General features: G+C 40.7%; 31 protein-coding genes. All 31 read left to right on the plus strand.

All coding sequences use genetic code 11. From position 1 onward, the window contains the following. Nucleotides 1-408 (plus strand): hypothetical protein (locus BLP46_RS13050; RefSeq protein WP_207645217.1); only part of this gene is annotated, 408 nt, incomplete at its 5' end. Further along, nucleotides 408-1736 (plus strand): SNF2-related protein, encoded by a 1329-nt coding sequence (locus tag BLP46_RS07365; protein WP_207645218.1) that lies wholly within the window; start codon nucleotides 408-410, stop codon nucleotides 1734-1736. The genes BLP46_RS13050 and BLP46_RS07365, both read left to right, overlap by 1 nt. After that, nucleotides 1733-2002 carry a hypothetical protein gene (locus BLP46_RS07370; RefSeq protein WP_092977749.1) on the plus strand — a complete coding sequence of 90 codons (270 nt, stop codon included), beginning with the start codon at nucleotides 1733-1735 and terminating at the stop codon, nucleotides 2000-2002. The genes BLP46_RS07365 and BLP46_RS07370 overlap by 4 nt, the downstream gene beginning before the upstream one ends. A gap of 5 nt (nucleotides 2003-2007) precedes the next feature. Further along, complete coding sequence (locus BLP46_RS07375) at nucleotides 2008-2454, plus strand: hypothetical protein (protein ID WP_092977751.1); 447 nt, start codon at nucleotides 2008-2010, stop codon at nucleotides 2452-2454. Nucleotides 2455-2541: 87 nt separating this feature from the next. Further along, a complete protein-coding gene (locus tag BLP46_RS07380) occupies nucleotides 2542-2961 on the plus strand; it encodes a VRR-NUC domain-containing protein (RefSeq protein ID WP_092977753.1) in 420 nt (139 codons plus the stop codon). Then, nucleotides 2877-4673, plus strand: coding sequence for an AAA family ATPase (locus BLP46_RS07385; protein WP_092977755.1), 1797 nt, complete (start codon nucleotides 2877-2879; stop codon nucleotides 4671-4673). Before BLP46_RS07380 ends, BLP46_RS07385 begins: the two co-directional genes overlap by 85 nt. A 26-nt stretch (nucleotides 4674-4699) precedes the next feature. Then, nucleotides 4700-5158: a DUF669 domain-containing protein gene (locus BLP46_RS07390; protein WP_092977757.1), complete on the plus strand. Its 459-nt coding sequence runs from the start codon at nucleotides 4700-4702 to the stop codon at nucleotides 5156-5158. A 69-nt stretch (nucleotides 5159-5227) separates the two neighbouring features. Continuing rightward, entirely contained in the window at nucleotides 5228-6940 is a 1713-nt protein-coding gene (locus BLP46_RS07395) for a hypothetical protein (RefSeq protein ID WP_092977759.1), read from the plus strand. Further along, a complete protein-coding gene (locus tag BLP46_RS07400) occupies nucleotides 6940-7266 on the plus strand; it encodes a hypothetical protein (protein WP_092977761.1) in 327 nt (108 codons plus the stop codon). The genes BLP46_RS07395 and BLP46_RS07400 overlap by 1 nt, the downstream gene beginning before the upstream one ends. Nucleotides 7267-7330: 64 nt before the next feature. Then, the gene (locus BLP46_RS07405; RefSeq protein ID WP_092977763.1) at nucleotides 7331-9217 is read left to right on the plus strand and encodes a DNA primase family protein; all 1887 of its coding nucleotides are present in this window, start codon (nucleotides 7331-7333) and stop codon (nucleotides 9215-9217) included. Then, entirely contained in the window at nucleotides 9214-9435 is a 222-nt protein-coding gene (locus BLP46_RS07410) for a hypothetical protein (protein ID WP_092977765.1), read from the plus strand. Before BLP46_RS07405 ends, BLP46_RS07410 begins: the two co-directional genes overlap by 4 nt. Then, nucleotides 9432-9653, plus strand: coding sequence for a hypothetical protein (locus BLP46_RS07415; RefSeq protein ID WP_092977767.1), 222 nt, complete (start codon nucleotides 9432-9434; stop codon nucleotides 9651-9653). Before BLP46_RS07410 ends, BLP46_RS07415 begins: the two co-directional genes overlap by 4 nt. Then, nucleotides 9650-10012: a hypothetical protein gene (locus BLP46_RS07420; RefSeq protein ID WP_092977769.1), complete on the plus strand. Its 363-nt coding sequence runs from the start codon at nucleotides 9650-9652 to the stop codon at nucleotides 10010-10012. The genes BLP46_RS07415 and BLP46_RS07420 overlap by 4 nt, the downstream gene beginning before the upstream one ends. Before the next feature lie 11 nt (nucleotides 10013-10023). Next, nucleotides 10024-10227: a hypothetical protein gene (locus tag BLP46_RS07425; RefSeq protein WP_092977770.1), complete on the plus strand. Its 204-nt coding sequence runs from the start codon at nucleotides 10024-10026 to the stop codon at nucleotides 10225-10227. Further along, entirely contained in the window at nucleotides 10224-10535 is a 312-nt protein-coding gene (locus BLP46_RS07430) for a hypothetical protein (protein WP_092977772.1), read from the plus strand. Before BLP46_RS07425 ends, BLP46_RS07430 begins: the two co-directional genes overlap by 4 nt. Continuing rightward, nucleotides 10519-10815 carry a hypothetical protein gene (locus BLP46_RS07435; RefSeq protein WP_092977774.1) on the plus strand — a complete coding sequence of 99 codons (297 nt, stop codon included), beginning with the start codon at nucleotides 10519-10521 and terminating at the stop codon, nucleotides 10813-10815. Before BLP46_RS07430 ends, BLP46_RS07435 begins: the two co-directional genes overlap by 17 nt. After that, nucleotides 10812-11054 (plus strand): hypothetical protein, encoded by a 243-nt coding sequence (locus BLP46_RS07440; protein ID WP_092977776.1) that lies wholly within the window; start codon nucleotides 10812-10814, stop codon nucleotides 11052-11054. Before BLP46_RS07435 ends, BLP46_RS07440 begins: the two co-directional genes overlap by 4 nt. Then, on the plus strand, nucleotides 11051-11254 hold the full coding sequence (locus BLP46_RS07445; RefSeq protein ID WP_092977778.1) for a hypothetical protein: 204 nt from the start codon (nucleotides 11051-11053) through the stop codon (nucleotides 11252-11254). Before BLP46_RS07440 ends, BLP46_RS07445 begins: the two co-directional genes overlap by 4 nt. Then, a complete protein-coding gene (locus tag BLP46_RS07450; RefSeq protein WP_092977780.1) occupies nucleotides 11251-11439 on the plus strand; it encodes a hypothetical protein in 189 nt (62 codons plus the stop codon). The genes BLP46_RS07445 and BLP46_RS07450 overlap by 4 nt, the downstream gene beginning before the upstream one ends. Before the next feature lie 219 nt (nucleotides 11440-11658). Continuing rightward, nucleotides 11659-12081: a hypothetical protein gene (locus BLP46_RS07455; protein WP_092977782.1), complete on the plus strand. Its 423-nt coding sequence runs from the start codon at nucleotides 11659-11661 to the stop codon at nucleotides 12079-12081. 155 nt (nucleotides 12082-12236) lie between these two features. Then, entirely contained in the window at nucleotides 12237-12728 is a 492-nt protein-coding gene (locus BLP46_RS07460) for a terminase small subunit (protein ID WP_353961304.1), read from the plus strand. Between the two features lie 83 nt (nucleotides 12729-12811). Next, nucleotides 12812-14062: a PBSX family phage terminase large subunit gene (locus BLP46_RS07465; RefSeq protein ID WP_092977784.1), complete on the plus strand. Its 1251-nt coding sequence runs from the start codon at nucleotides 12812-12814 to the stop codon at nucleotides 14060-14062. 98 nt (nucleotides 14063-14160) lie between these two features. Next, a complete protein-coding gene (locus tag BLP46_RS07470; RefSeq protein WP_092977786.1) occupies nucleotides 14161-15615 on the plus strand; it encodes a phage portal protein in 1455 nt (484 codons plus the stop codon). After that, nucleotides 15615-17264 carry a phage minor head protein gene (locus BLP46_RS07475; RefSeq protein WP_092977788.1) on the plus strand — a complete coding sequence of 550 codons (1650 nt, stop codon included), beginning with the start codon at nucleotides 15615-15617 and terminating at the stop codon, nucleotides 17262-17264. The genes BLP46_RS07470 and BLP46_RS07475 overlap by 1 nt, the downstream gene beginning before the upstream one ends. Next, the gene (locus BLP46_RS13055) at nucleotides 17261-17413 is read left to right on the plus strand and encodes a hypothetical protein (protein ID WP_167669214.1); all 153 of its coding nucleotides are present in this window, start codon (nucleotides 17261-17263) and stop codon (nucleotides 17411-17413) included. Before BLP46_RS07475 ends, BLP46_RS13055 begins: the two co-directional genes overlap by 4 nt. Nucleotides 17414-17542: 129 nt before the next feature. Continuing rightward, a complete protein-coding gene (locus tag BLP46_RS07480; RefSeq protein WP_167669215.1) occupies nucleotides 17543-18133 on the plus strand; it encodes a phage scaffolding protein in 591 nt (196 codons plus the stop codon). Nucleotides 18134-18147: 14 nt separating this feature from the next. After that, entirely contained in the window at nucleotides 18148-19152 is a 1005-nt protein-coding gene (locus BLP46_RS07485) for a major capsid protein (protein WP_092977792.1), read from the plus strand. Nucleotides 19153-19168: 16 nt separating this feature from the next. Then, nucleotides 19169-19408 (plus strand): hypothetical protein, encoded by a 240-nt coding sequence (locus BLP46_RS07490; protein ID WP_092977794.1) that lies wholly within the window; start codon nucleotides 19169-19171, stop codon nucleotides 19406-19408. Nucleotides 19409-19483: 75 nt separating this feature from the next. Further along, nucleotides 19484-20014 (plus strand): head-tail connector protein, encoded by a 531-nt coding sequence (locus tag BLP46_RS07495; RefSeq protein ID WP_092977796.1) that lies wholly within the window; start codon nucleotides 19484-19486, stop codon nucleotides 20012-20014. Nucleotides 20015-20017: 3 nt separating this feature from the next. Further along, nucleotides 20018-20437 carry a hypothetical protein gene (locus BLP46_RS07500; protein WP_092977798.1) on the plus strand — a complete coding sequence of 140 codons (420 nt, stop codon included), beginning with the start codon at nucleotides 20018-20020 and terminating at the stop codon, nucleotides 20435-20437. Further along, nucleotides 20437-20847, plus strand: a complete 411-nt coding sequence (locus BLP46_RS07505) for an HK97 gp10 family phage protein (RefSeq protein WP_092977799.1) — start codon at nucleotides 20437-20439, stop codon at nucleotides 20845-20847. The genes BLP46_RS07500 and BLP46_RS07505 overlap by 1 nt, the downstream gene beginning before the upstream one ends.

Genomic DNA, 20847 nt, shown 5'->3' on the forward strand with positions numbered 1-20847 from the left:
AACAGCGGCAACCGTAACAGCGGCAACCGTAACAGCGGCAACTGGAACAAGACTTCCTTTTCATCTGGTGTTTTCAATACCAATGAAGCAAAAATTCTGATGTTCAACAAACCTTCTGATTGGACATTCAGAGATTGGCTTGATTCCAAAGCAAGGTATTTGTTGAATCAAATCAAACATGACCTGCTTGAATGGGTGTGGTCAGAAAACATGACCGATGCTGAAAAAGAACAGCACCCGGAACACACAACCACAGGTGGTTATTTGAAAGTTCTTGATGAATCAGAATGTGGTCAAAAGTGGTGGGATTCTTTATCTTATGATGACAAGATGGTTATTGCATCACTTCCAAATTTTGATGTGAAAATCTTTGAAGAAATCACAGGAATTAAAACAGGTGAACATTGATGCCGGTTCAGTTATATCCCCATCAGGTCGAGGCACTGCAAGAAACCAAAGACTTCAACCGGGTTGCCTATTATCTTGATATGGGACTTGGTAAAACATTTGTCGGTTCAGAAAAGATGATTCAATTAGGTTCAACAATCAATTTGTTGGTGTGTCAAAAGTCAAAAGTTCAAGACTGGGTAGAACATCTAAATAAATATTATGGTTATCCCGGACACATTAAAAGCGATTGCTATCCTTACCAAGTTATGGATTTGACCAAAGAAAAGGCAAAGTGGTTTTCTACAAATGAAAATTTCATCACCAAACCATTAGTTGTTGGTCATAGAATTTATGTCATCAACTATGAACTTGCTTTTCGTAGACCTGAATTGTTGAAATTGGAGCATTTCACCTTAATGCTTGATGAATCATCAATGATAACAAATCCCACAGCAAAAAGAACCAAGTTCATTCACAAACTAAACCCTGACAATGTAATTCTGTTATCAGGAACGCCCACAGGCGGTAAATATGAAAAACTATGGTCACAGCTTCACTTGCTTGGATGGAGCATAAGCAAGAAACTATTTTTGAACCAGTACACGGTTACAGAAAAGATTGATGATGGTTCAGGTTTTATGCGGAATGTGATTGTTGATTACAAGAATGTTGACCGGTTGAAAATGAAGCTGAAACAGCATGGATGTGTCTTTATGAAAACCGATGAAGTGTTTGACCTTCCTGAACAGGTGCAGATTCCGGTTGAGGTAACCAACACCAAAGAGTTCAGATATTTCATGCGGAATGATTTGGTGACACTTTCAGACGGTACAGAATTGATTGGTGATACCAAGTTGACCAAAAGGATGTATGCAAGGCAACTTTGCGGTCAGTATAGCAAAGCAAAATTATCAGCCTTTCAAGACTTGATTGAATCCACCGATGATAGATTGATTGTGTTCTATAATTTCAACGAAGAACTGGCAAAGATGAAATCCATTGTGGAAAGCATTGAAAAGCCTGTTTCCATCGTCAACGGTTCAATCAAGGACTTGGATGCCTACGAAACAAAAAGTGATTCAGTGACCTTTGTGCAGTATCAAGCCGGTGCAATGGGGCTAAATCTTCAAAAGTCAAATAAAATCATTTATTTCACCCTTCCGCAAAGTTCAGAACTTTTTGAACAATCAATGAAGCGGATTCATCGAATTGGTCAGAAAAACAACTGCTTTTATTATCTGTTGATGGTCAAAAACAGTGTAGAACAGCAGATTTTGGAAACGCTAAAACAGCGCAAAAATTATGATGATGCACTATTCATCAAATACGAAGGAGAATTTCAATGACAGTCAAAATCAAAGTCAACAGGAAAACACACAGTATTGAAAAGATTGTCGGTGACATCGGTCACACGGCACAATGTATGGCAGGGTCAAAGTTGTTCCGGCACGAAGTTGAACCCACGTTCGGTTATAAATTCCGCAGATTTATCAGGCGGTTCAGGCGTGAAATGAATTATCAACTTGATGCGATTTGCGGTCACGTTGTCGGAAGTGAACAGGCGGCTTCCGTTCCCTACATCGGTATTGAAGCCCACAATGAAAGGTGGTGAATAAAATGATTAAATGTGAAAACGCTTGTCCATTGGGTAAATTTGAAGGGTGTTGTCGTTGTTGCCCTGAATTTGGTTCTTGTGCGGAAGAATGTTCAGAGCGTCCCGACACTTGCGACGAATCAACCTTTGATGAAGAAAGCGGTTTACAGACCTTCAAAAACAGTCAGATTAATGTGATGCAGGAGATTTGCAACATCGTCACCATCAAGAAGCAGGTTGAAGCAAAAGAAAAAGAATTGAAAGACAAGCTGAAGGCGGCTATGGAGCTATACGGCATTAAAAAATTCAATTCTGATGAACTTGAAATCACCTATGTTCCGGATGGAATAAGAACAGCGGTTGACGGCACGAAGTTGAAAAAACTGCACCCCGAAATTGCAGCAGAATGTTCCAAAGTCAGCAAGACTTCCGCTTATGTCAAAATTACAGTCAAAGGTGGTGACAAGTGATGTCGGTCAGTGTTCAAATTACCTTGATTATTTGTGGAACAATCCTTCTGCTTGCAATCATCGGCGCAATGAAAAGGAAGTGATGATGTGGCGGCTGAAAAGAATTTTGAAGTCAAAGTCAAAAAATGGCTTGAATCCATCGGTGTTTATCCACTGGGAACCGCAAAGCAGAAAATGAAGGTCACACCTTGTGGTTATTATGAAAAGCGTTGGGGTGGCGGTTATTCAAAATCAGGCTTGCCCGATATGCACATAGTTGTGAACGCAATCAACATTGATGTTGAATTGAAAGCACCCACAGGCAGACCATCAGAAATTCAAAAACACAACATCACACAAATCAATGATTCAGGGTGTATTGGTGTCATCCTCTACCCTGACAGGTTTGACGATTTCAAAACATTGGTGGAAGGGGTGAGAAAATGCAGTGGTCACACAGCAGGGTTGAAGCGTTTGAAAAATGCCCTTTCAATTTCAAACTGCGCTATCTGGAAGGGGCAAAAGTAAACAGTCCGATTGATGCAGACAATGCACTGATTGTGGGAAAAGCGTTACACACCGGCATTGAAAAAGATGTGCAGACAGCCTTGAAAGAATACTTCTTCAGCTATCCCATCATCAGCGATGCCCACATCAATGAAGCAATTAAACTGGAAACGATGATTCCAAAGGCAAAAGCAATCTTGCCTTCCGGTGAATATGAAGTTGAAATTAAAGATGATGATTTTCACGGCTTTATTGACCTGCTTGCACCTGCAACAGTCTTTGAAAGGGGTGTTGAATTACCCAACACTTATGACATCTATGACTTCAAATATTCCAACAATGAAAATCATTATAAGGAATCAAACCAACTGCATCTGTACAAATATTTCTTTGAAAAGTGCAACCCCGGCAAGCACATCCGCAATTTATATTTTGTTTTTGTTCCCAAGGTGAACATCAAGCAGAAAAAGACAGAGGATTTGATGCAGTTTAGACAGCGCATCCGGGACAAGCTGAACGAAAGTGAACCCCACATTGTTCAGATTGAATATAAGCCCGAAAAGGTCATTGACTTCCTGCTGAAAGTCAAGACCATCAGTGAATCAACAGAATATCCGCAGAAACAATCTTGGTTCTGTAGATATTGTGATTATGAAGAATTTTGTCAGAAAGGATGGGACTATTTTATGAAGTTACCGAGTAAAGAAAGAAGAAGCCTTGAAAAGGTTGAAAAAAGGGTCATTTGGATTTATGGTGTGCCGTTCTGCGGCAAAACTACCTTTGCAAACGCCTTCCCCGACCCCTTAATGCTGAACACCGATGGAAACATCAAGTTTGTCGATGCACCCTATATCCGCATTAAGGATGAAGTCAAGGTCGAAGGTCGCTTGACCAAAAGAACCCTTGCATGGGCGGTGTTCAAGGACATCATTTCCGAACTGGAAAAGAAGGAAAATGAGTTCAAGACCATTGTGGTTGACCTTGTTGAAGATTTGTATGATTTTTGCCGCTTGTATATGTATGACCAACTGGGCATCAAGCACGAATCAGACGATTCCTTCAAGGCTTGGGATATGGTCAGGGGCGAGTTCCTGAACACATTGAAGCGGCTGATGGCGTTGGACTATGAGAACATCATCCTGATTTCCCACGAAGATACATCCAAGGACATTACCAAGAAGGGCGGCGACAAAATCACGGCAATTAAACCGAATATGCAGGACAAGGTTGCTTTGAAGGTTGCCGGTATGGTTGACATTGTTGCCCGAATTGTTGCTGACGGCAATCAGAGAACCTTCAACTTCAAGTCTGATGAAGTCATTTTCGGTGGCGGTCGCTTGACAGTCACACAGAAGGAAATTCCCCTTGATGTCAATGCCCTGTTTACCGTTTACGATGAAGCAAACAGAAGGGCGGTCAGAAAGGCGCAGGAAGGCACCACAGCACACGAAACCGAGCAGGTGACAAAATACACTACTAACACAGAAACGCCCACAGAAGCCCCGAAAGCGGCGAGAACACGCAGAAGGAAAACGCAGGAAGAACCTGCACCTGCTGAACCGGTACATGAAGCGGTTGACGAAGGTCAGACCGATGATGCACCAACTGATGTTTCAACTGAAACTGATACATCAACCGATGCACCAACTGAAACACTGGAAACAGAAACCGAACAGCCGAAACCCGAGGTTCCGAAAAGAACACGCAGAACAAGAAAGACCACCGCAGAATAATTTTGAAAGGACAAAGGTGAATAACAATGGCAGAAAATATTTGGGATAAGTTTGACAAGGCAATTGACACAGAAGGCTTGGCAAAGGATGTCAAGGAAGCCGCTGAAAACGGCGGTGAATATGTGGAAGTTCCGCATGGTGACTATGAAGTTTCCGTTCAGAAGTTAGAACTGACCACATCCAAAAAGGGTGACCCGATGGTAACCATTTGGTTCAAGGTTCTGACCGGTGAATATAAAGGAAGCCTGATTTTTATGAATCAGGTGGTGACCAAAGGATTCCAAATCCATATTGTCAATGAGTTGTTAGGAAGCATGGACACCGGCATCGACATTGAGTTTGTGACCTATCGTCAGTATGGCAACCTGTTGATGGATGTTGCAGAAGCGATTGATGGCAACCTTGAATTTGCCCTTTCTTACAAGGAAGGCAAAAAGGGTTTCAGTACATACGAAATCACGGAAGTTTTTGAAGTAGGCGAATAAACCACATCAAAAGGTGGTGGCGGTGTTCTGCATCGTCACCACCCATCACGGAAGAAAGGATGGTGAACAATGCTTTTTTATGATTTTGAAGTTTTTATTTATGACTGGTTAGTTGTAATTAATGATGCTTCAAACAGACAGGAAAAAGTCATTGTGAATGACCCCGATGCACTGCAAAAGTTCTATGATGAACACTGCAATGACGTTTGGACTGGCTATAATTCAAGGCATTATGACCAGTATATTTTAAAAGGCATCCTTTGTGGTTTTGACCCGAAGAAAATTAATGATTACATCATTCTCAAAGGAAACCCCGGTTGGAAGTTCAGCAGTATGTTCAAACAGATTCCTTTATTGAACTATGATGTGATGCTTGGGACTGACAGGGGCTTGAAATCCTTTGAAGGTTTTATGGGAAACAATATTAAAGAAACATCAGTTCCTTTTGATATTGACCGCAAATTGACACCTGAAGAAATTGAACAGACTATTTTCTATTGTCGGCATGATGTTCAACAGACAATGGAAGTGTTCATCAAAAGGGTTCAAGAGTTCAACACAATGATGTACTTCATCAAGCACTTCCATCTTCCCATTAGTTCTTTATCGAAAACAAAAGCGCAGTTGGCGGCTGAAATTTTGGGCGGTAACCGTAAAGGTCAGAACTTTGATGATGAATTTCAGTTCCCAATCCTTGACTGCATCAGCCTGAATAAATACAAACACATTGCCGATTGGTACAGAAACCCCGAAAATCACGACTACACCAAATCACAAGATAATGTGATGGTTGCAGGTGTTCCCCATACTTTCAGTTGGGGCGGCGGTCACGGCGCTATTCCTAAATATCACACAAAAGGTGATTTCCTGATTGTTGATGTTACGGCTTATTATCCATCGTTACAAAAGCAATATCATTTCGGTTATAGAGTAATGGACAACCCTGAAAATTTTGAATTTATACACGATTCAAATATTGCCTTCAAGCGGAAAGGTGATAAAAAAGCAAGGTTGCCTTTCAAAATTATGGATAATGCAATCAGTGGTCAGATGAAGCAGAAACAATCTGCATTATATGACCCTATGAGCAACAACAGCATTTGCATCAACGGTCAACTTCTTTTGCTTGACCTGATTGAACATCTTGAACCATTTTGTGAACTTGTGCAGAACAACACAGATGGTATCATCATCAGATTGAAAGACTATGACCGAGATTTTGACATCATTGATGATGTAGTTGCTGAATGGGAACACCGAACAGGGATGAAAATGGACTTTGACACATTCTTTGGTGAAATATTCCAAAAGGATGTGAACAATTATTTGATCGTTGACCGGGAAACAGGTGCAATGAAAACCAAAGGCGGTTACATCAAACAACTGTCTGATTTAGATTATGACCTTCCGATTCTGAATAAAGCGGTGGTCAATTATATGGTGCATGGCATCCTTCCGGAACAGACAATAATGCAGTGTAATGATTTGAAGGAATTTCAACTGGTTTCAAAGATTTCAAACAAGTTCAGTCATATTCTTCACGGCGACAAGCCCATCAAAGAAAAGTGCATCAGGGTTTTTGCTTCCAAGAACCCGAATGATGCAGGAGTCAAGAAGGTCAGCATCAGAACCGGCAGACCGGCAAAACTGACCAACAGCCCTGAACACTGTTTCATCTGGAACGATGAAGTGAACGGTGTCAAGGTTCCGGCGAAACTGGACAAGCAATGGTATATCAATTTTGCAAACAAGCGGTTGTCTGATTTTGGGGTGGTGATTTAATGGAATTTTTAAAAATCAACTGGTACACAGGAAACATGATTATTCATCTTGACACATTTTTCCCTAATACGATTAAAAAGGCAAAACAGCTTTTGCAGTTGGTTAGACAATGGTGTGACGATGAAACAAAAGCAGATTTAGCAGAATACTTCAAGGAAAAAATCCTTGAAATTGATGCCGAAATTGCTAAAATCAAACAAATATATCCAAATACAAAAGCAGGTTCAAAAGAGAAAAAGCAGTGTGAAACGGAGTTCAAACGCCTTCAAAGGTTAGAAAACAAATATGTCAAATACCTTGCTTTTCTAAATGAAGGGCGGTGTTGAATTTGCACACACACACACACATGAAAGGAAGTGATGAAGGGTGTCTTTTTTCAAAGGGTACATAATGACTGAAAATAAAAATGCCGCTGAAAAATTCAAAGGCAGAACAAAGTTCAAAACCCTTAAACAAGTTTCATCACTTCCCGAATATGCCGGAATACTGGCATCAGATGCAATCCTGATTGATGTTGACGATATGGAGCAGTCAGAAGTTTTGCTGAAAATATGTGAAGGTGAAAACATCAGATGCAGAGTTTTGCAGAGCCGGTCAGGGATGCACTTTTTGTTCAAAAACAGTAAAGTCAAAAATTGTTTTACAAAAACCAAGGTTGCTTGCGGTTTGAGGGTTGACATCAAATCCGGTTTCAAATCCTGCTACGAGGTTTTGAAGATTGATGGAAAAGAACGTGAACTATTATATGACATCTTGGAAGGTGAAGAATATCAGGAATTGCCGAAATGGTTATTCCCCATCAAAACCACACAACAGTTTTTGGATATGGAAGCCGGTGACGGACGGAACCAAGCCTTGTTCAATTATATTTTGACTTTGCAGGGCAACGATTTCAGCAAAGAAGAAGCAAGACAAACCATCCGCATCATCAACAAGTATGTGTTAAAAGAACCACTTTCCGATGATGAACTGGATGTGGTTCTGCGTGATGATGCCTTCCTGAAAGACATCTTTTTCAAGGGCAACACTTTCCTGTTTGATAAGTTTGCAACATTTCTAAAGAACAATCATCACATCATCCGCATCAATGGTCAACTTCATTTATTCAAAGATGGAATTTATGTTGCAGGTCAGGATGAAGTTGAAGCCGCTATGATTCAACACATCAGCAGTCTTTCAAATGCCAAGCGGTCAGAAGTTTTCAAGTATTTGAACTTGCTTCTGCTTGAAAATACAGAAATGGCAAAACCAAATTTCATTGCCTTCCGCAATGGTATTTATGATCTGACCACCGACACCCTGAACCCATTTTCACCCGATGTGGTGATCACCAACCGCATCCCTTGGGACTATAACCCGGCGGCATATTCTGAACTTGCTGACCGAACATTGAACAAAATTGCTTGCAACGATGAACAGGTCAGAACTATTTTGGAAGAATGTATTGGTTCATGTTTCTATCGGTCAAATACTTTGGGCGGTGGAAAAGCCTTCATTCTGACCGGTGACAGGTCAAATGGCAAATCAACATTCATTGGTATGGTTCAACATCTGCTTGACGAAAAGAACATCAGTGCGCTTGATCTGAAAGAACTTGATCAAAAATTTCAGAACACTGCATTGTTTGGCAAACTGGCAAACCTTGGTGATGATATTTCTGATGAATTTATTGTCAATGCTTCCATTTTTAAGAAGTTTGTGACCGGCGAAAGGGTGCAGGTTCAGAATAAAGGTGAAAAACCTTTTGAATTTAACAATTATGCAAAATTCCTTTTCAGTGCAAACGATATTCCCCGAATCAAAGACAAGACAGGGGCAGTTTTGCGGCGTTTGTTGATTGTTCCATTCAATGCCGAGTTCAGCAAGGATGACCCTGATTATGACAGCAACATCAAGTATAAACTTCAGGAGCAGGATGTTATGGAATACCTGATTGTTTTGGGACTGAAAGCCCTGAAGAATGTCATTAAAAATCAGGGATTCACCGAATCAGTTAAGGTGCAACAAGAAATTGATGATTACAAGAAAACGAATAACCCCATTTTAGGATTCCTTGAAGAATGTGAAATGGAAGGTTTTGAACTTGAACATCAGCCTATACCGGAAGTATTCACAAAGTATGATTATTACTGTTCACACAGCGGTTTGCAGAGTATTTCAAAACCAGAATTTACCAAGCAGATTAAACGCTTGACCGGTCTTGATAAAAAACAAGTCAGAATCCCAAATAGAAAAAATCCTGTTTGGGTATTCATCAGAAAGGATGATGAAAAATGATAGGTAAAGAATTAAAAGCAATGATTTCATCAATTCCCGATGAAGCTATTGTCAACATTGATGTTCAGACATCTGGTTCGGATAGTGAAATTTTTAAAATCAATAACACATTCGGTTGTGAGGTGAAATCCAAAAGTTTATTTTCAATGGATTCAGATGATTTCTTTTATGTCAAAACACATATTACATTTAAAGCCGAAGGAGTTGAAACAAAATGATGACAGGTAAACAGTTAAAAGAATTGGTTTCACTGATTCCCGATGATGCCAAAGTCGGCATCGGATATGATGAAAATAAACAGGGGGAATTTCTTGCCCCTGATTTAATCACAGGGGCAACGGTTCAGACCACAATCAAATTTCCTGAATGTATGTTTTTTTCTACAATAGTAGAAAGCACTATCATTTTTGATGTGAAGGGGGCTGGACAGCAATGAACGCAGTTGAAAAGGATGTTGAAATCCTGACTTTCAAAAAGCTGAACAGCGCAAATGACCAGTTCCCTTTGTTCCATTCACAGCATGAAGGCTATGCCGTTATCAAGGAAGAAATTGAAGAAGTGATGGATGGGATGAACGGTCTGCTTGAAGTCTTTGCCAACGCTTGGGCGGCAATCAAGAAAAATGAGAACGCAACAGTTCAGATGAAGATGGTCGGAACGCTTGCACAGCAGGTTGCAGTTGAGGCAATCCAAGTGGCGGCAATGTGTGATAAATTCAATATGAGCCTTGCCCAACCTGCACAGGTGAACATTGATTCACAGTCTTTTGCTGACTTGATGAACCCTGCAACATAGGCGGTGAATTTATGGCAAACACAGAAACACCCTACACCAACGCAGAAGGTTATGCAGACCCAACCGCATACAAAGGAATTAAGAACATCACCGACACGGAACACAAATGCAATTTCCTGATCAAAGTGATAAAGTTCATTATTAAAGAATCAGGCTTTGAACTTTTGAACAGGATGGAGTTGAAACACACTGATTCAGGAAGGATATTCAGATGATGGCATTACAAGAAGCTATTGAACATTGTGTTGAGGTCAGCAACCGTGATGATGTTTGCGCTGAATGTAAAGCCCAACACAAACAACTTGCTGAATGGCAGAAAGAACTTCAATTCCTCAAAAATCAAAAGTGTCAACCGCCCGATGGGGTCAGCATCAAGCCGGACGGAGTGAACGAACTTGACCCTTGTCTGTATGATGAAGTTGAAACGTATCAAAATGTGACTGTTCATGTGTTGCGATGCAGAAGGTGTGGTCACATTGAAATTGAATGGGAAAGGAATGTTGACGATGACGGAATACAGTGAAGCACTGGAAAATTTCAACAAGGCATTTGATGAAATTATCAAGTCTTTGGTTGAAGGCCTGAAGCCTGTTATTGAAGCAGTAACAAAAACTGTTTTTGAACAAATCAGACCGGTGATGAATGTCATTGTGGAAGGTTTCAGATATTACTGCAAGCATTACGACAATAAAAGGGTTGTTCATCTTGCCCTTCACGCAAAGAAAGCAAGGGTCAGAAATAAGAACAGAAACCGGTTATTCAATGACTACCTGAAAGCACTGCAAAGAGGTGTTGTGCAGTGAAAGGTCTTGGAAAAGAGCGCATTGTTTTATTCACACAATTCTTCCTGACACACGATGAACCCATCACAGTGAAACAGCTTCAACAGATGGTCGAGCGTTACAGCGGTGAAAAGGTCAAGCGGCAAACCATATATGATGACCTCAACGCTATTGACATTGTGATTGGTCTGAAGTGTGAACACGTTACAGACAAACCCGGAAGGATATTGCAATGGTCAAGGGGGGGGTTCCCAAGGTGAATCAAATCACACTTCTCTTTGATTTCGGTCAGGAAATCTTCATTGTTTTGAATGAAAATAAAATGTTTAAAACAAAAGTTAAAAACTATACAGTTTATGATGATTCAATTTTTGTCGGAACACCTAATAGTGAATTTAATGTCAAAGATTGTTTTGCAACTTTTGATGATTATTTATCAAAGGGGGTGAATGTGAAATGATTTGCCCTTATGCCGTGAACAGAAAAGTGGTAACACAGACCCGAATGACCTATGATGAAAATGGTCAGCAGACATCTTGGATGGAAGCACAACAGAACACAGCAGAGTTTGTGGAATGTCAAAAAGAGAATTGCGGTGCTTTTCACGATGGAAAATGTTGTTACGGAGGTAGTTGTAACAATTAAGTAACAGATACATTTCTTTTATCTGTTACATAACAAAAGCCGCATAAACACTGGATTTTTTAACAGGTGTAACAGATGTAACAGATATTTTCTTCTTTTGTTCAAATAATAAGAATTTTTAATCATCAAATTTTTATACTTCCCTAAAAATAAGAAAATATAGAAGTCATCTGTTACTTGTTACACTTGTTACAAATCCGTTGAAAGGAAGTGATGAAAATGACAGTGAAACAATACTTAAAACAAGCATACAGACTTGATGCGTTGATTGATGCTGACCTCGCTGAATTGCGTGAACTTAAACAGCTTGCTTTGTCTGTTTCTTCACCATCTTTGTCCGGTATGCCTTCAGGCGGTCATAAACAACAAGCACCATTTGTGAATCCGGTGCAGAAAATTGTTGACCTTGAAGCACATATCAATTCAGAAATTGACAGATTTGTTGACTTGAAAACAGAAATCAGAAGTTATCTTGAACAAATACAAGATAACACCCAAAGATGTGTTCTACAATACAGATATATTCTGTTTTATTCTTGGAATGATATTGCTGATAAAATGGGATATACAGTGCAATGGATTCATCAAATTCACAAAGATGCTTTGATTTCCTTTAGCAAAGTGATGAAAACAACCAACTAAACTTTATTGAAATTTACTTTTCAATAATTGAAATTTACTTTTCAATTATAATATAATTATAATTAGAAATTTATCTAAATCACCACACAATGATGTTGTTTCCTCCTTTGGACATCATTTGTGGTGATTTTTCGTTGAAAGGCAGGTGTTGTGTGATGGCAAGAATGACACAAAAGCAGAAGCGATTTGTTGAAGAATACCTGATTGACCTGAACGCAACACAAGCTGCTATCAGGGCAGGTTATTCACCACAAACAGCGCAAGAACAAGGGTATCAACTACTTCAGAAAACTTCAGTTCAAAGTGCTATTGGGAAAGCAATGGCAGAAAGAAGCAAGCGCACAGGTATCAATCAGGACAGGGTTATTTCTGAACTGGCAAAAATCGCATTTATCAAGATGACTGATGTTGTTGATGCCAATGGAAGAATTAAATCCGGTGCATCAAGTAATGACCTTGCTTGCATTGAATCAATAAAATATAAGGAATCCGAAAGTGAAACAGGTTCAAGTGTTGAAAGAGAAGTCAAGGTTGCATCAAAGTTAAAAGCCCTTGAACTGCTTGGAAAGCATTTGGGAATGTTCACCGATAAAGTAAAAATTGACGGTGGAACAAAGGTTGTGATTGTTGATGACCTTGATGAATAGTATCAGGTTAGTAACAAAACAGCCTTCTTTTCCCTATTCAAAGTGGTTTAGCACATATTGTGTCATAAATAGGCGGTGGTCTGATGTATGATACAAGGTTGAAGATGTCACAAATCGTTGGTAAAGGCTACAATGAGTTTTGGAAGTTCAAAGGACGTTACAGAGTAGTTAAAGGTTCACGAGCATCCAAAAAGTCAAAGACTTCTGCTTTGTGGTATATGGCGAACCTGTCAAAAGAAAAATATCGGCAAGCAAATTTGCTTGTTATCCGTAAAACATACAGAACACTAAAAGATTCTTGTTTCACAGAACTGAAATGGGCTATCAACAGACTGGGATTGCAAAATCAATGGGTGGCAAAAGAATCACCCCTTGAAATTGTCAATGTAGAAACCGGTCAAAAAATATTCTTCAGGGGATTGGATGACCCTTTGAAAGTCACATCAATCACTGTTGATGTAGGTGTCCTTTGTTGGCTTTGGATTGAAGAAGCCTATGAATTGATGCAGGAATCAGATTTTGACACCATTGATGAATCAATCCGTGGTGAAGTACCGGAAGGTTTATTCAAACAAATCACCCTGACCTTCAACCCTTGGAATGAACATCACTGGATAAAAAAGCGATTTTTCGATGCACCACCTGACCCGGACATTCTTGCAATCACTACCAATTATTTGTGCAATGAGTGGTTGGACGAAGCTGACAAGAAGGTATTTGAACGGATGAAGAAACAAAATCCGAGAAGATACCGAGTTGCAGGTCTTGGTGACTGGGGCATCGTTGATGGTCTTGTCTATGAAAATTGGCATGAACAGATGTTCAGTCTGAAACAAATTCAAGAACAGCACCCTGATTTGAAGTCAGGCTTTGGTCTTGACTATGGTTTCACGAATGACCCATCAGCCGCCTTCATTGGTTTTGTTGACCTTGAAACACATACAATCTATGTGTGGGATGAAATGTATGAAAAGGGACTGTCAAACAAAAAGATATATGATACCCTTTGCAAGATGGGTTATGGTAAAGATAAATTTACCGCTGAATCAGCAGAACCAAAATCAAATGCCGAATTGAAAGGCTACGGAATGAGGGTCAAGGGAGCCGAAAAGGGCAAAGACAGCATCAACAACGGCATCCAATGGATTCAGGACTGCACCATCATCATTCATCCCCGGTGCGTGAACTTCTTGACCGAAATTTCAAACTACACTTGGGAAAAGGACAAGTTTGGAAACAAGTTGAATGTTCCCATTGATGATTTCAACCATTTAATGGATGCAATGCGTTATGGTCTTGAACAATACATTAGGAATAATAAATGGTTGTATTAGTAACACGGTAGTAACAGGAACGTGCATCAATTCTGAAAAGATGCAGGTTCTTATTTTATTTACACAATAAATTCTATGCGGAAAGGCGGTGAAAAAAGATGCTTACAATAGACGAAATCAGCAGATTAATTCAGGACGATGCAAACAGCCCAAGAAAGCAGAGTGCAAAAGTCGGTTCAAGGTATTATGAAGGAAAGCATGATATTTTGAACTATAAATTGTACTACTTCAACGCAAATGGGCAGTTGGTTGAAGATACTACAAGAAGCAACATCAAGATTTGTCATCCTTTCTTCACCGAACTGGTTGACCAGTGTGTTCAATATATGTTGTCCGGCAAGGAAGGGTTTGTCAAATCGGACATTCCTGAACTGCAAGAACAGCTTGACTTATATTTCGGTGATGATTTCAGGGATGAATTTGCTGATACTTTGACCGATGTGTGCAAATGTGGTTTCGGTGATATATACGCCTACAAGAACGCTGATGACCGCATTTCCTTCCAATACGCTGATGCAATGGGCGTTATTAAAGTTAAGGCAAAGGACACAGATGACCACAACGAATATGTCATATATATCTACACTGACCGCATTGACAAAAACAAAAAGGAAATCAAGCGGATTCAGGTGTGGGATAAACAGCAAGTTCATTATTATGTTCAAGTCGATTCAAACAAGATTGAAAAGGACACTGATGAACCACTGAACCCAAGACCACACATTGTCTATGAAAAAGACAATGAAGAAGGCAAGTTTGGTGATTCCTTTGATTTCATCCCCTTCTTCAGACTGGATGCCAACCGAAAGCAGACCAGTCATTTGAACCCGGTCAAGGCATTAATTGATGATTATGACCTGATGGCTTGTGGGCTGTCAAATAACCTGCAAGATGTATCAGAAGCCTTGTATGTAGTCAAGGGCTTCCAAGGTGACAATATGGAAGAACTGATACAGAACATCAAAACCAAGAAACACATCGGTGTTGAACCTGATGGTGATGTTGATGTCAAGACGGTTGATTTGCCCTATGATGCAAGGGTCAAGAAGTTAGAAATTGACGAAAAGAACATATACAAATTTGGTATGGGCTTTAATGCGGCACAGCTTGGTGATGGAAACATCACAAACATTGTCATCAAATCAAGATATGCCCTGTTGGATTTGAAGTGCAATAAACTTGAAACCAAAGTCAGAGCATTTTTGAAGAAACTGGTCAAGGTTGCTTTGCAGGAAATCAATGACATCAATGAAACTGATTATCAGTTGAACGATGTTTATTTTGAATTTGAACGTGAGGTAATGACCAACGCTTCTGATAATGCGCAGATTGAAAAAACGGAAGCCGAAACCGAACAAATCAAGTTAAATACTATTCTAAATATGGCGGCAAAACTTGATAATGACACAATTCTTCAGGCTATTTGTGACCTGTTTGACTTTGATTTTGAAGATGTAAAGGCAAAGCTTGAACAGAATCCTGTTGTTGACCTGAACAGCGCATCGGAAACCCTTGCAAATAAGCCGGTGGACGATGAAGGCGGTGATGGTTGATGAATAACCGTCAAAAAGAAGTGTATCAAGCAACCCTGCACGATGAACAGGTTGTGATGAAGCGGCTTGAAAGCAATTATACATCAGCCCTTGCGAGAATCAGAAGAAACATCAAGGAACTGCAAGCAAATCCGCTGACACAATCAAAAGCCTATCAGCTTGAATTTCAAAAGCAGTTGGAAGCACAAATTTCAGGCATCCTTGACACACTTCAGGGCAACAACTTTTCAACCATTGCCGATTATCTCAATACTTGTTATCAGACCGGCTTCATCGGTACTGCGTATGACTGGCAAGGACAAGGTGTTCCGCTGACGATTCCGATTGACCAAAAGCAGGTTATCAAGGCGGTTCAAAAAACTGGTGATGATTTCAAACTTTCAAATAAACTTGGGGTGAACACCAAGCTATTGAAAGAACAAGTCAAAACCGAGTTGCAAAGAGGTCTTGCATCACAAATGACCTATGCTGACATTGCCCGGAACATTACTGAATATGGTCAGTCTGATATGAACAGGTCAATGCTGATTGCACGGACAGAAGGACACAGGGTTCAGAATGATGCCCGGTTGGATGCAATGCAAGCGGCAAAGAAGAAGGGTGCGGATATTGTTAAACAGTGGGATTCTACCCTTGACGGCAAAACAAGACCGAATCACAGGTTGCTTGATGGTCAAGTCAGGGAACTTGATGAAGCCTTTGAAGTGTCTGGAATGAAGGTCAATGCGCCCGGTCATTTCGGCATTGCTGCTGAAGATTGCAACTGTAGGTGTTGCCTTCTCCAAAGGGCAAGATGGGCATTGAAAGAAAAGGTTGACCCGAACACTGGTGAAGTTACCTATGAGGACAAAGAACCCTATCAGAAATGGAACAATGAAGATGGTGGGTTCATCAAATGTTCAGGGTTCAAAGATTTTGAACAAAAATATATAAAACAGACAAAATCATTGAAATCATCGTCAAAAGGTGGTAACATTACTATACAAAGCTGTTCTGACTTTACACAACTGTCTGATTATTTACAAAAGAACTATGGAATACAGATGCACCCATCTGTTTCAAAATTATCTTTGGATGTTGTCAAAAGACCCTTGATGGGATATGAAGATATGGTTCAAGATTTTCCCGAACTTGGTCAATCAGTTCAAACTGTTATGACTTCCAATAGGGGTGTAATGAGTTGCGCAGGTGACAAAATCAGTTTCAATCCTGCATATTTTAGTGATTTGCAAAAGTTGGAAGGGTTGTGTCAGCAATATGGCGGTGGATGGTGGGTGGCAAATGTTAGCCCTGAATCAATAGGAGTTCATGAATCAGCCCACGCGGTTGAATGGATATTGTGTCAGATGAACCCATCCAATGTTTATGATTGGCAAAAAATCATGGCATACAATCAATGTGCTGAAGCAAAAGGAATAGTCAGTCGAGCTTGTAAAAATATTAAAAAGACACCATTCGGAAAAGGAAAAAAGAACGATGAACTAAAACAAGGTATTTCAAGGTATGCTTTAGATAATCCATCAGAAACGTTGGCTGAAGCATTTGCTGATGTATATGCTAATGGAAAAAATGCACACCCATTATCAACAGAAATCAGGAAACTGACTGTTGAACGATATAAACATTTGAAAGGTGGCGGTGTCCCGTGAGGTTACCCGAAATTTGGGATAATTGGGTTACTTATGATGATAACGGTATTTCAGGCATTAGAGATGATGCCCCTGATAATGTAAAACAGGAATTTGAAAAATACTTAAATCAACAAAAAGACCTTGAAACAGCGCATACTAAAATTTGATTTACTGATTGAAGCACCTGCAAGGGTGCTTTTTTCATACCATTTTTCATCTTCAAAGGTCAGATGTAAAAGAGAGGTATTTCAATCAAGACATAACTTGTAAAAATTGTAGTTGAAAGGATGAACAAAATGACATTACAGGAAATCTTGAAAGCAAAAGGACTGGACGATGCGGCGGTTGAATCCGTCATCGGTGAAATGAAACAGAACAAAATCTTCACGGCATCGGAAGAAAACCTTGATGTTCGCTATGGCAAACTGAAAGGTGATTTTGATGCACTGACCAAACAGCACGGTGAATCCACCACCCTGATTGAACAGTTGAAGAAAGACAGCAAGGGCAATGAAGCCTTGCAGGGCAAAATCACCGAGTATGAAGGAAAGATTCAGCAGATGGAAAAAGAGCTTCAGCAGACCAAGGTCGATGCGGCACTGAAAGTGGCGTTGCTTGAAGCAAAGGTCACTGACGTTGATTATCTGACTTTCAAGATCAAGGAAAAGGGTGAAGTCACCCTTGGTGATGATGGCAAAATCAAGGGTATTGATGACACCATTGCCGCATTGAAAACACAGTACCCACAGCATTTTTCAACGGAATCAAAAAAGAAGATTGATGAAAACAAACTTCCTGACGGCGATGGACACAATGAGGGCGGTTCAGAGCCTAAAACACTTGCAGAAGCCCTTGAATTAAAATACAATCCGCAAACAGCGGAATGAAAGGATGATTGATTATGGCAATGACACTTGAACAGATCAAGGTCGCAATGAATGACAAGGTGTTCGGCAAGATCGTTGACATCTTTTACAGGGAATCGGAAATTCTGACACTGCTTCCCTTTGATGATTGTGTAGCAGAGGGCGGCGGCAACAGCACCCTGCGTTACACCTATGTCAGAAAGGTTCTTCCTGCGCTTGCAGAGTTCAGAAAGCTGTATGGTGAATATACCGCATCGGAAGCAACTGTTGAACAGTTTATTGCACAGCTTGCAATTATGGGCGGCAAGATTCAGATTGACAGAGTGTTGAACAAGGCAAACGGTCGCTTCAACAACTTTGCCTATCAGCTTGAAGAACACATCAAGGCGGTTGCATCCCTTTTCAATTACACGCTGATTAATGGTGATGCAGTAACAACTGCAAGCGGTGACCATCCCGAATTTGAAGGTCTTGATTCGATGGTTGCAGGTACAACCACCGAGTACAACGCTAATGGAAGCATCGACCTTTCCACAATGGCGGCACTGAAGCAGAACGCTGATGAATTTTATGAAAAGCTGACCATTCTTGCGGCTGAAACAGATGCCGATGCGCTTCTGATGAACACCAAGATGATTTCCAAGATTCAGACGGTGGCAAGAATCCTTGGTTACAAGACCGAATCCGAACAGGCTTTTGGCAAGAAGGTCATCAGCCTTGATGGTCTGCGTTTCATCGACATGAAGAATCACTACACCATCAATGATGGTCATGCAACCGCAAATGCGGTCATTCCTGTTGCTACAAAGACCATCGGCGGTTCTTCCGTTACCGGCGTTACTGACATCTATGGTGTCAAGTTTGACGTAAATGACGGCTTCCACGGCATCACAATGAACGGTTCTTCTGTTGTTGAATCCTTCTTGCCCGATTTCAGCAAGCCTGACCCGGTCAAAGATGCGGAACTGGAACTTGTTGCCGCAACTGTCCTGAAGAACACACAGCACGCTGGTGTTCTCCGTAACATCAAGATTGCATAAGAAAGGATGAAAAACAATGGCTGATACAAACAAGAAGCCCGAAACCAAGGGCGAACAGAACACAAATGAAACTGCTGAGGAACCCAAGAAGAAAGCCCCTAAAAAGGCAAAGACCTTCACTGTTACAGTTGAAAACAATTTCACCGGCGTTGGCGCAGGCGGCGTTGCCTTTGCGAACGGCAAAGCGGTTGGTGTAAATGAAAGAATGGCTGAATGGTTCAGAAACCACAAGGGCTATTCCGTTACCACTGACTAAATTTCAACACATAACCCCTGACTTTTTCTGATGAAGTCAGGGGTTTTATTTTTTGAATAGAAAGGGGTGTTGACAATGATTATTGATGTCAAGGAACTGACAAAAATTTCTGATTTTGATGGGGTTGATGAAGCAGTATTGCAGATGAAACTTGATGCGATTGAAGAACTTGTCAGAGCCTACACCAACAACAATTTCCAAAACAGAAAAATCAGATTTTCAGCACCTTCCAACGCAAACCGCATTGACGGTTGGTGCGAATACATCCGAGAGGGTGACACCATTCAAATCACTGATTCAATCAATGATGGTTTGTATGTGGTCAAGAAAATGAAAAGGGTGGGTCACACCATTGAACTTGACAAAGAACTGTTTGATGCACCCTATAACCTTATCACCAAGGTTCAATACCCGGCTTCATTCAAAGAAGGTGTCATCAATCTGATGATGTGGGATGTTCAGAACCGTGAAAAGGTTGGTATTCAGTCGGAAACCCTTTCAAGACATAGTGTGACATATTTTCAGCAGGATGCAAACAATCAGTTGATGGGTTATCCCATCACCCTTCTTGGCTTCCTGAAACCCTACATCAAAGCGAGGTTTTAACCTATGAAAAAGATTGGTGGAAACCTGATTGCATTGTTGCAGGTTAAAGATGAAGGCGAAAAGAACAGCATCGGTGAACGCACACACACTTGGGTTGACGTTGCATCAGTTAAAGGTTGGTTGGATTTCTCAAACGGCGAATCATCAAACACCAATTTCAATTCTAAAATTCAGGAATCCACCCACATTTTTCTTTGTGATTTTCAATCCTTCAAAGGTCTTTCAGGTCAATGGGTGTGGGATGCGCTGAATTTTGTCAACGGCAAAATTTCCGATGCGACATTGCAGAAAACTGTTGATGCTACAAGCGAGAACGCAAGGATGCTGATTGATGGTCAGGTCTATCAGATACAAGTCATTGATGACCCCATGACTATGCACCAACACCTTGAAATTTATTTGAAGTTTGTTGGTGGTCAGTGATGGGCAAAGTCAGTTTTGAGGATAACAGGATGCGGTGCAAAGCCGCCCTTGCGGATGCAGGGGTTGCATTTCTTCACGAAGCGGCAGGGGAATTGGTCAGTCAGACGGCACGAAACAGCAGGGTCAGAACCGGTCAGACAAAGGGTTCTTGGGACTATGTTGTTGATGAAGCAGAACTGACTGCAACCATCGGTTCACCCTTGGAAAATGCAATTTGGGAAGAATTTGGAACAGGCGAATATGCACTGAACGGAAACGGCAGAAAAGGCGGTTGGTACTATGTGGATGAAAAAGGCGATGGTCATTTCACACACGGTAAAAAGCCGAACAGGGCATTATGGAACGCAATGGAAACCCTGAAACCGAGCCTTCAAGCCGCATTGGAAGAACATTTGAAAGGATTGAACTGA

It is taken from the genome of Ruminococcus sp. YE282 (assembly GCA_900101355.1).
Taxonomy (GTDB): Bacteria; Bacillota; Clostridia; order Oscillospirales; family Acutalibacteraceae; genus Ruminococcoides; species Ruminococcoides bromii_A.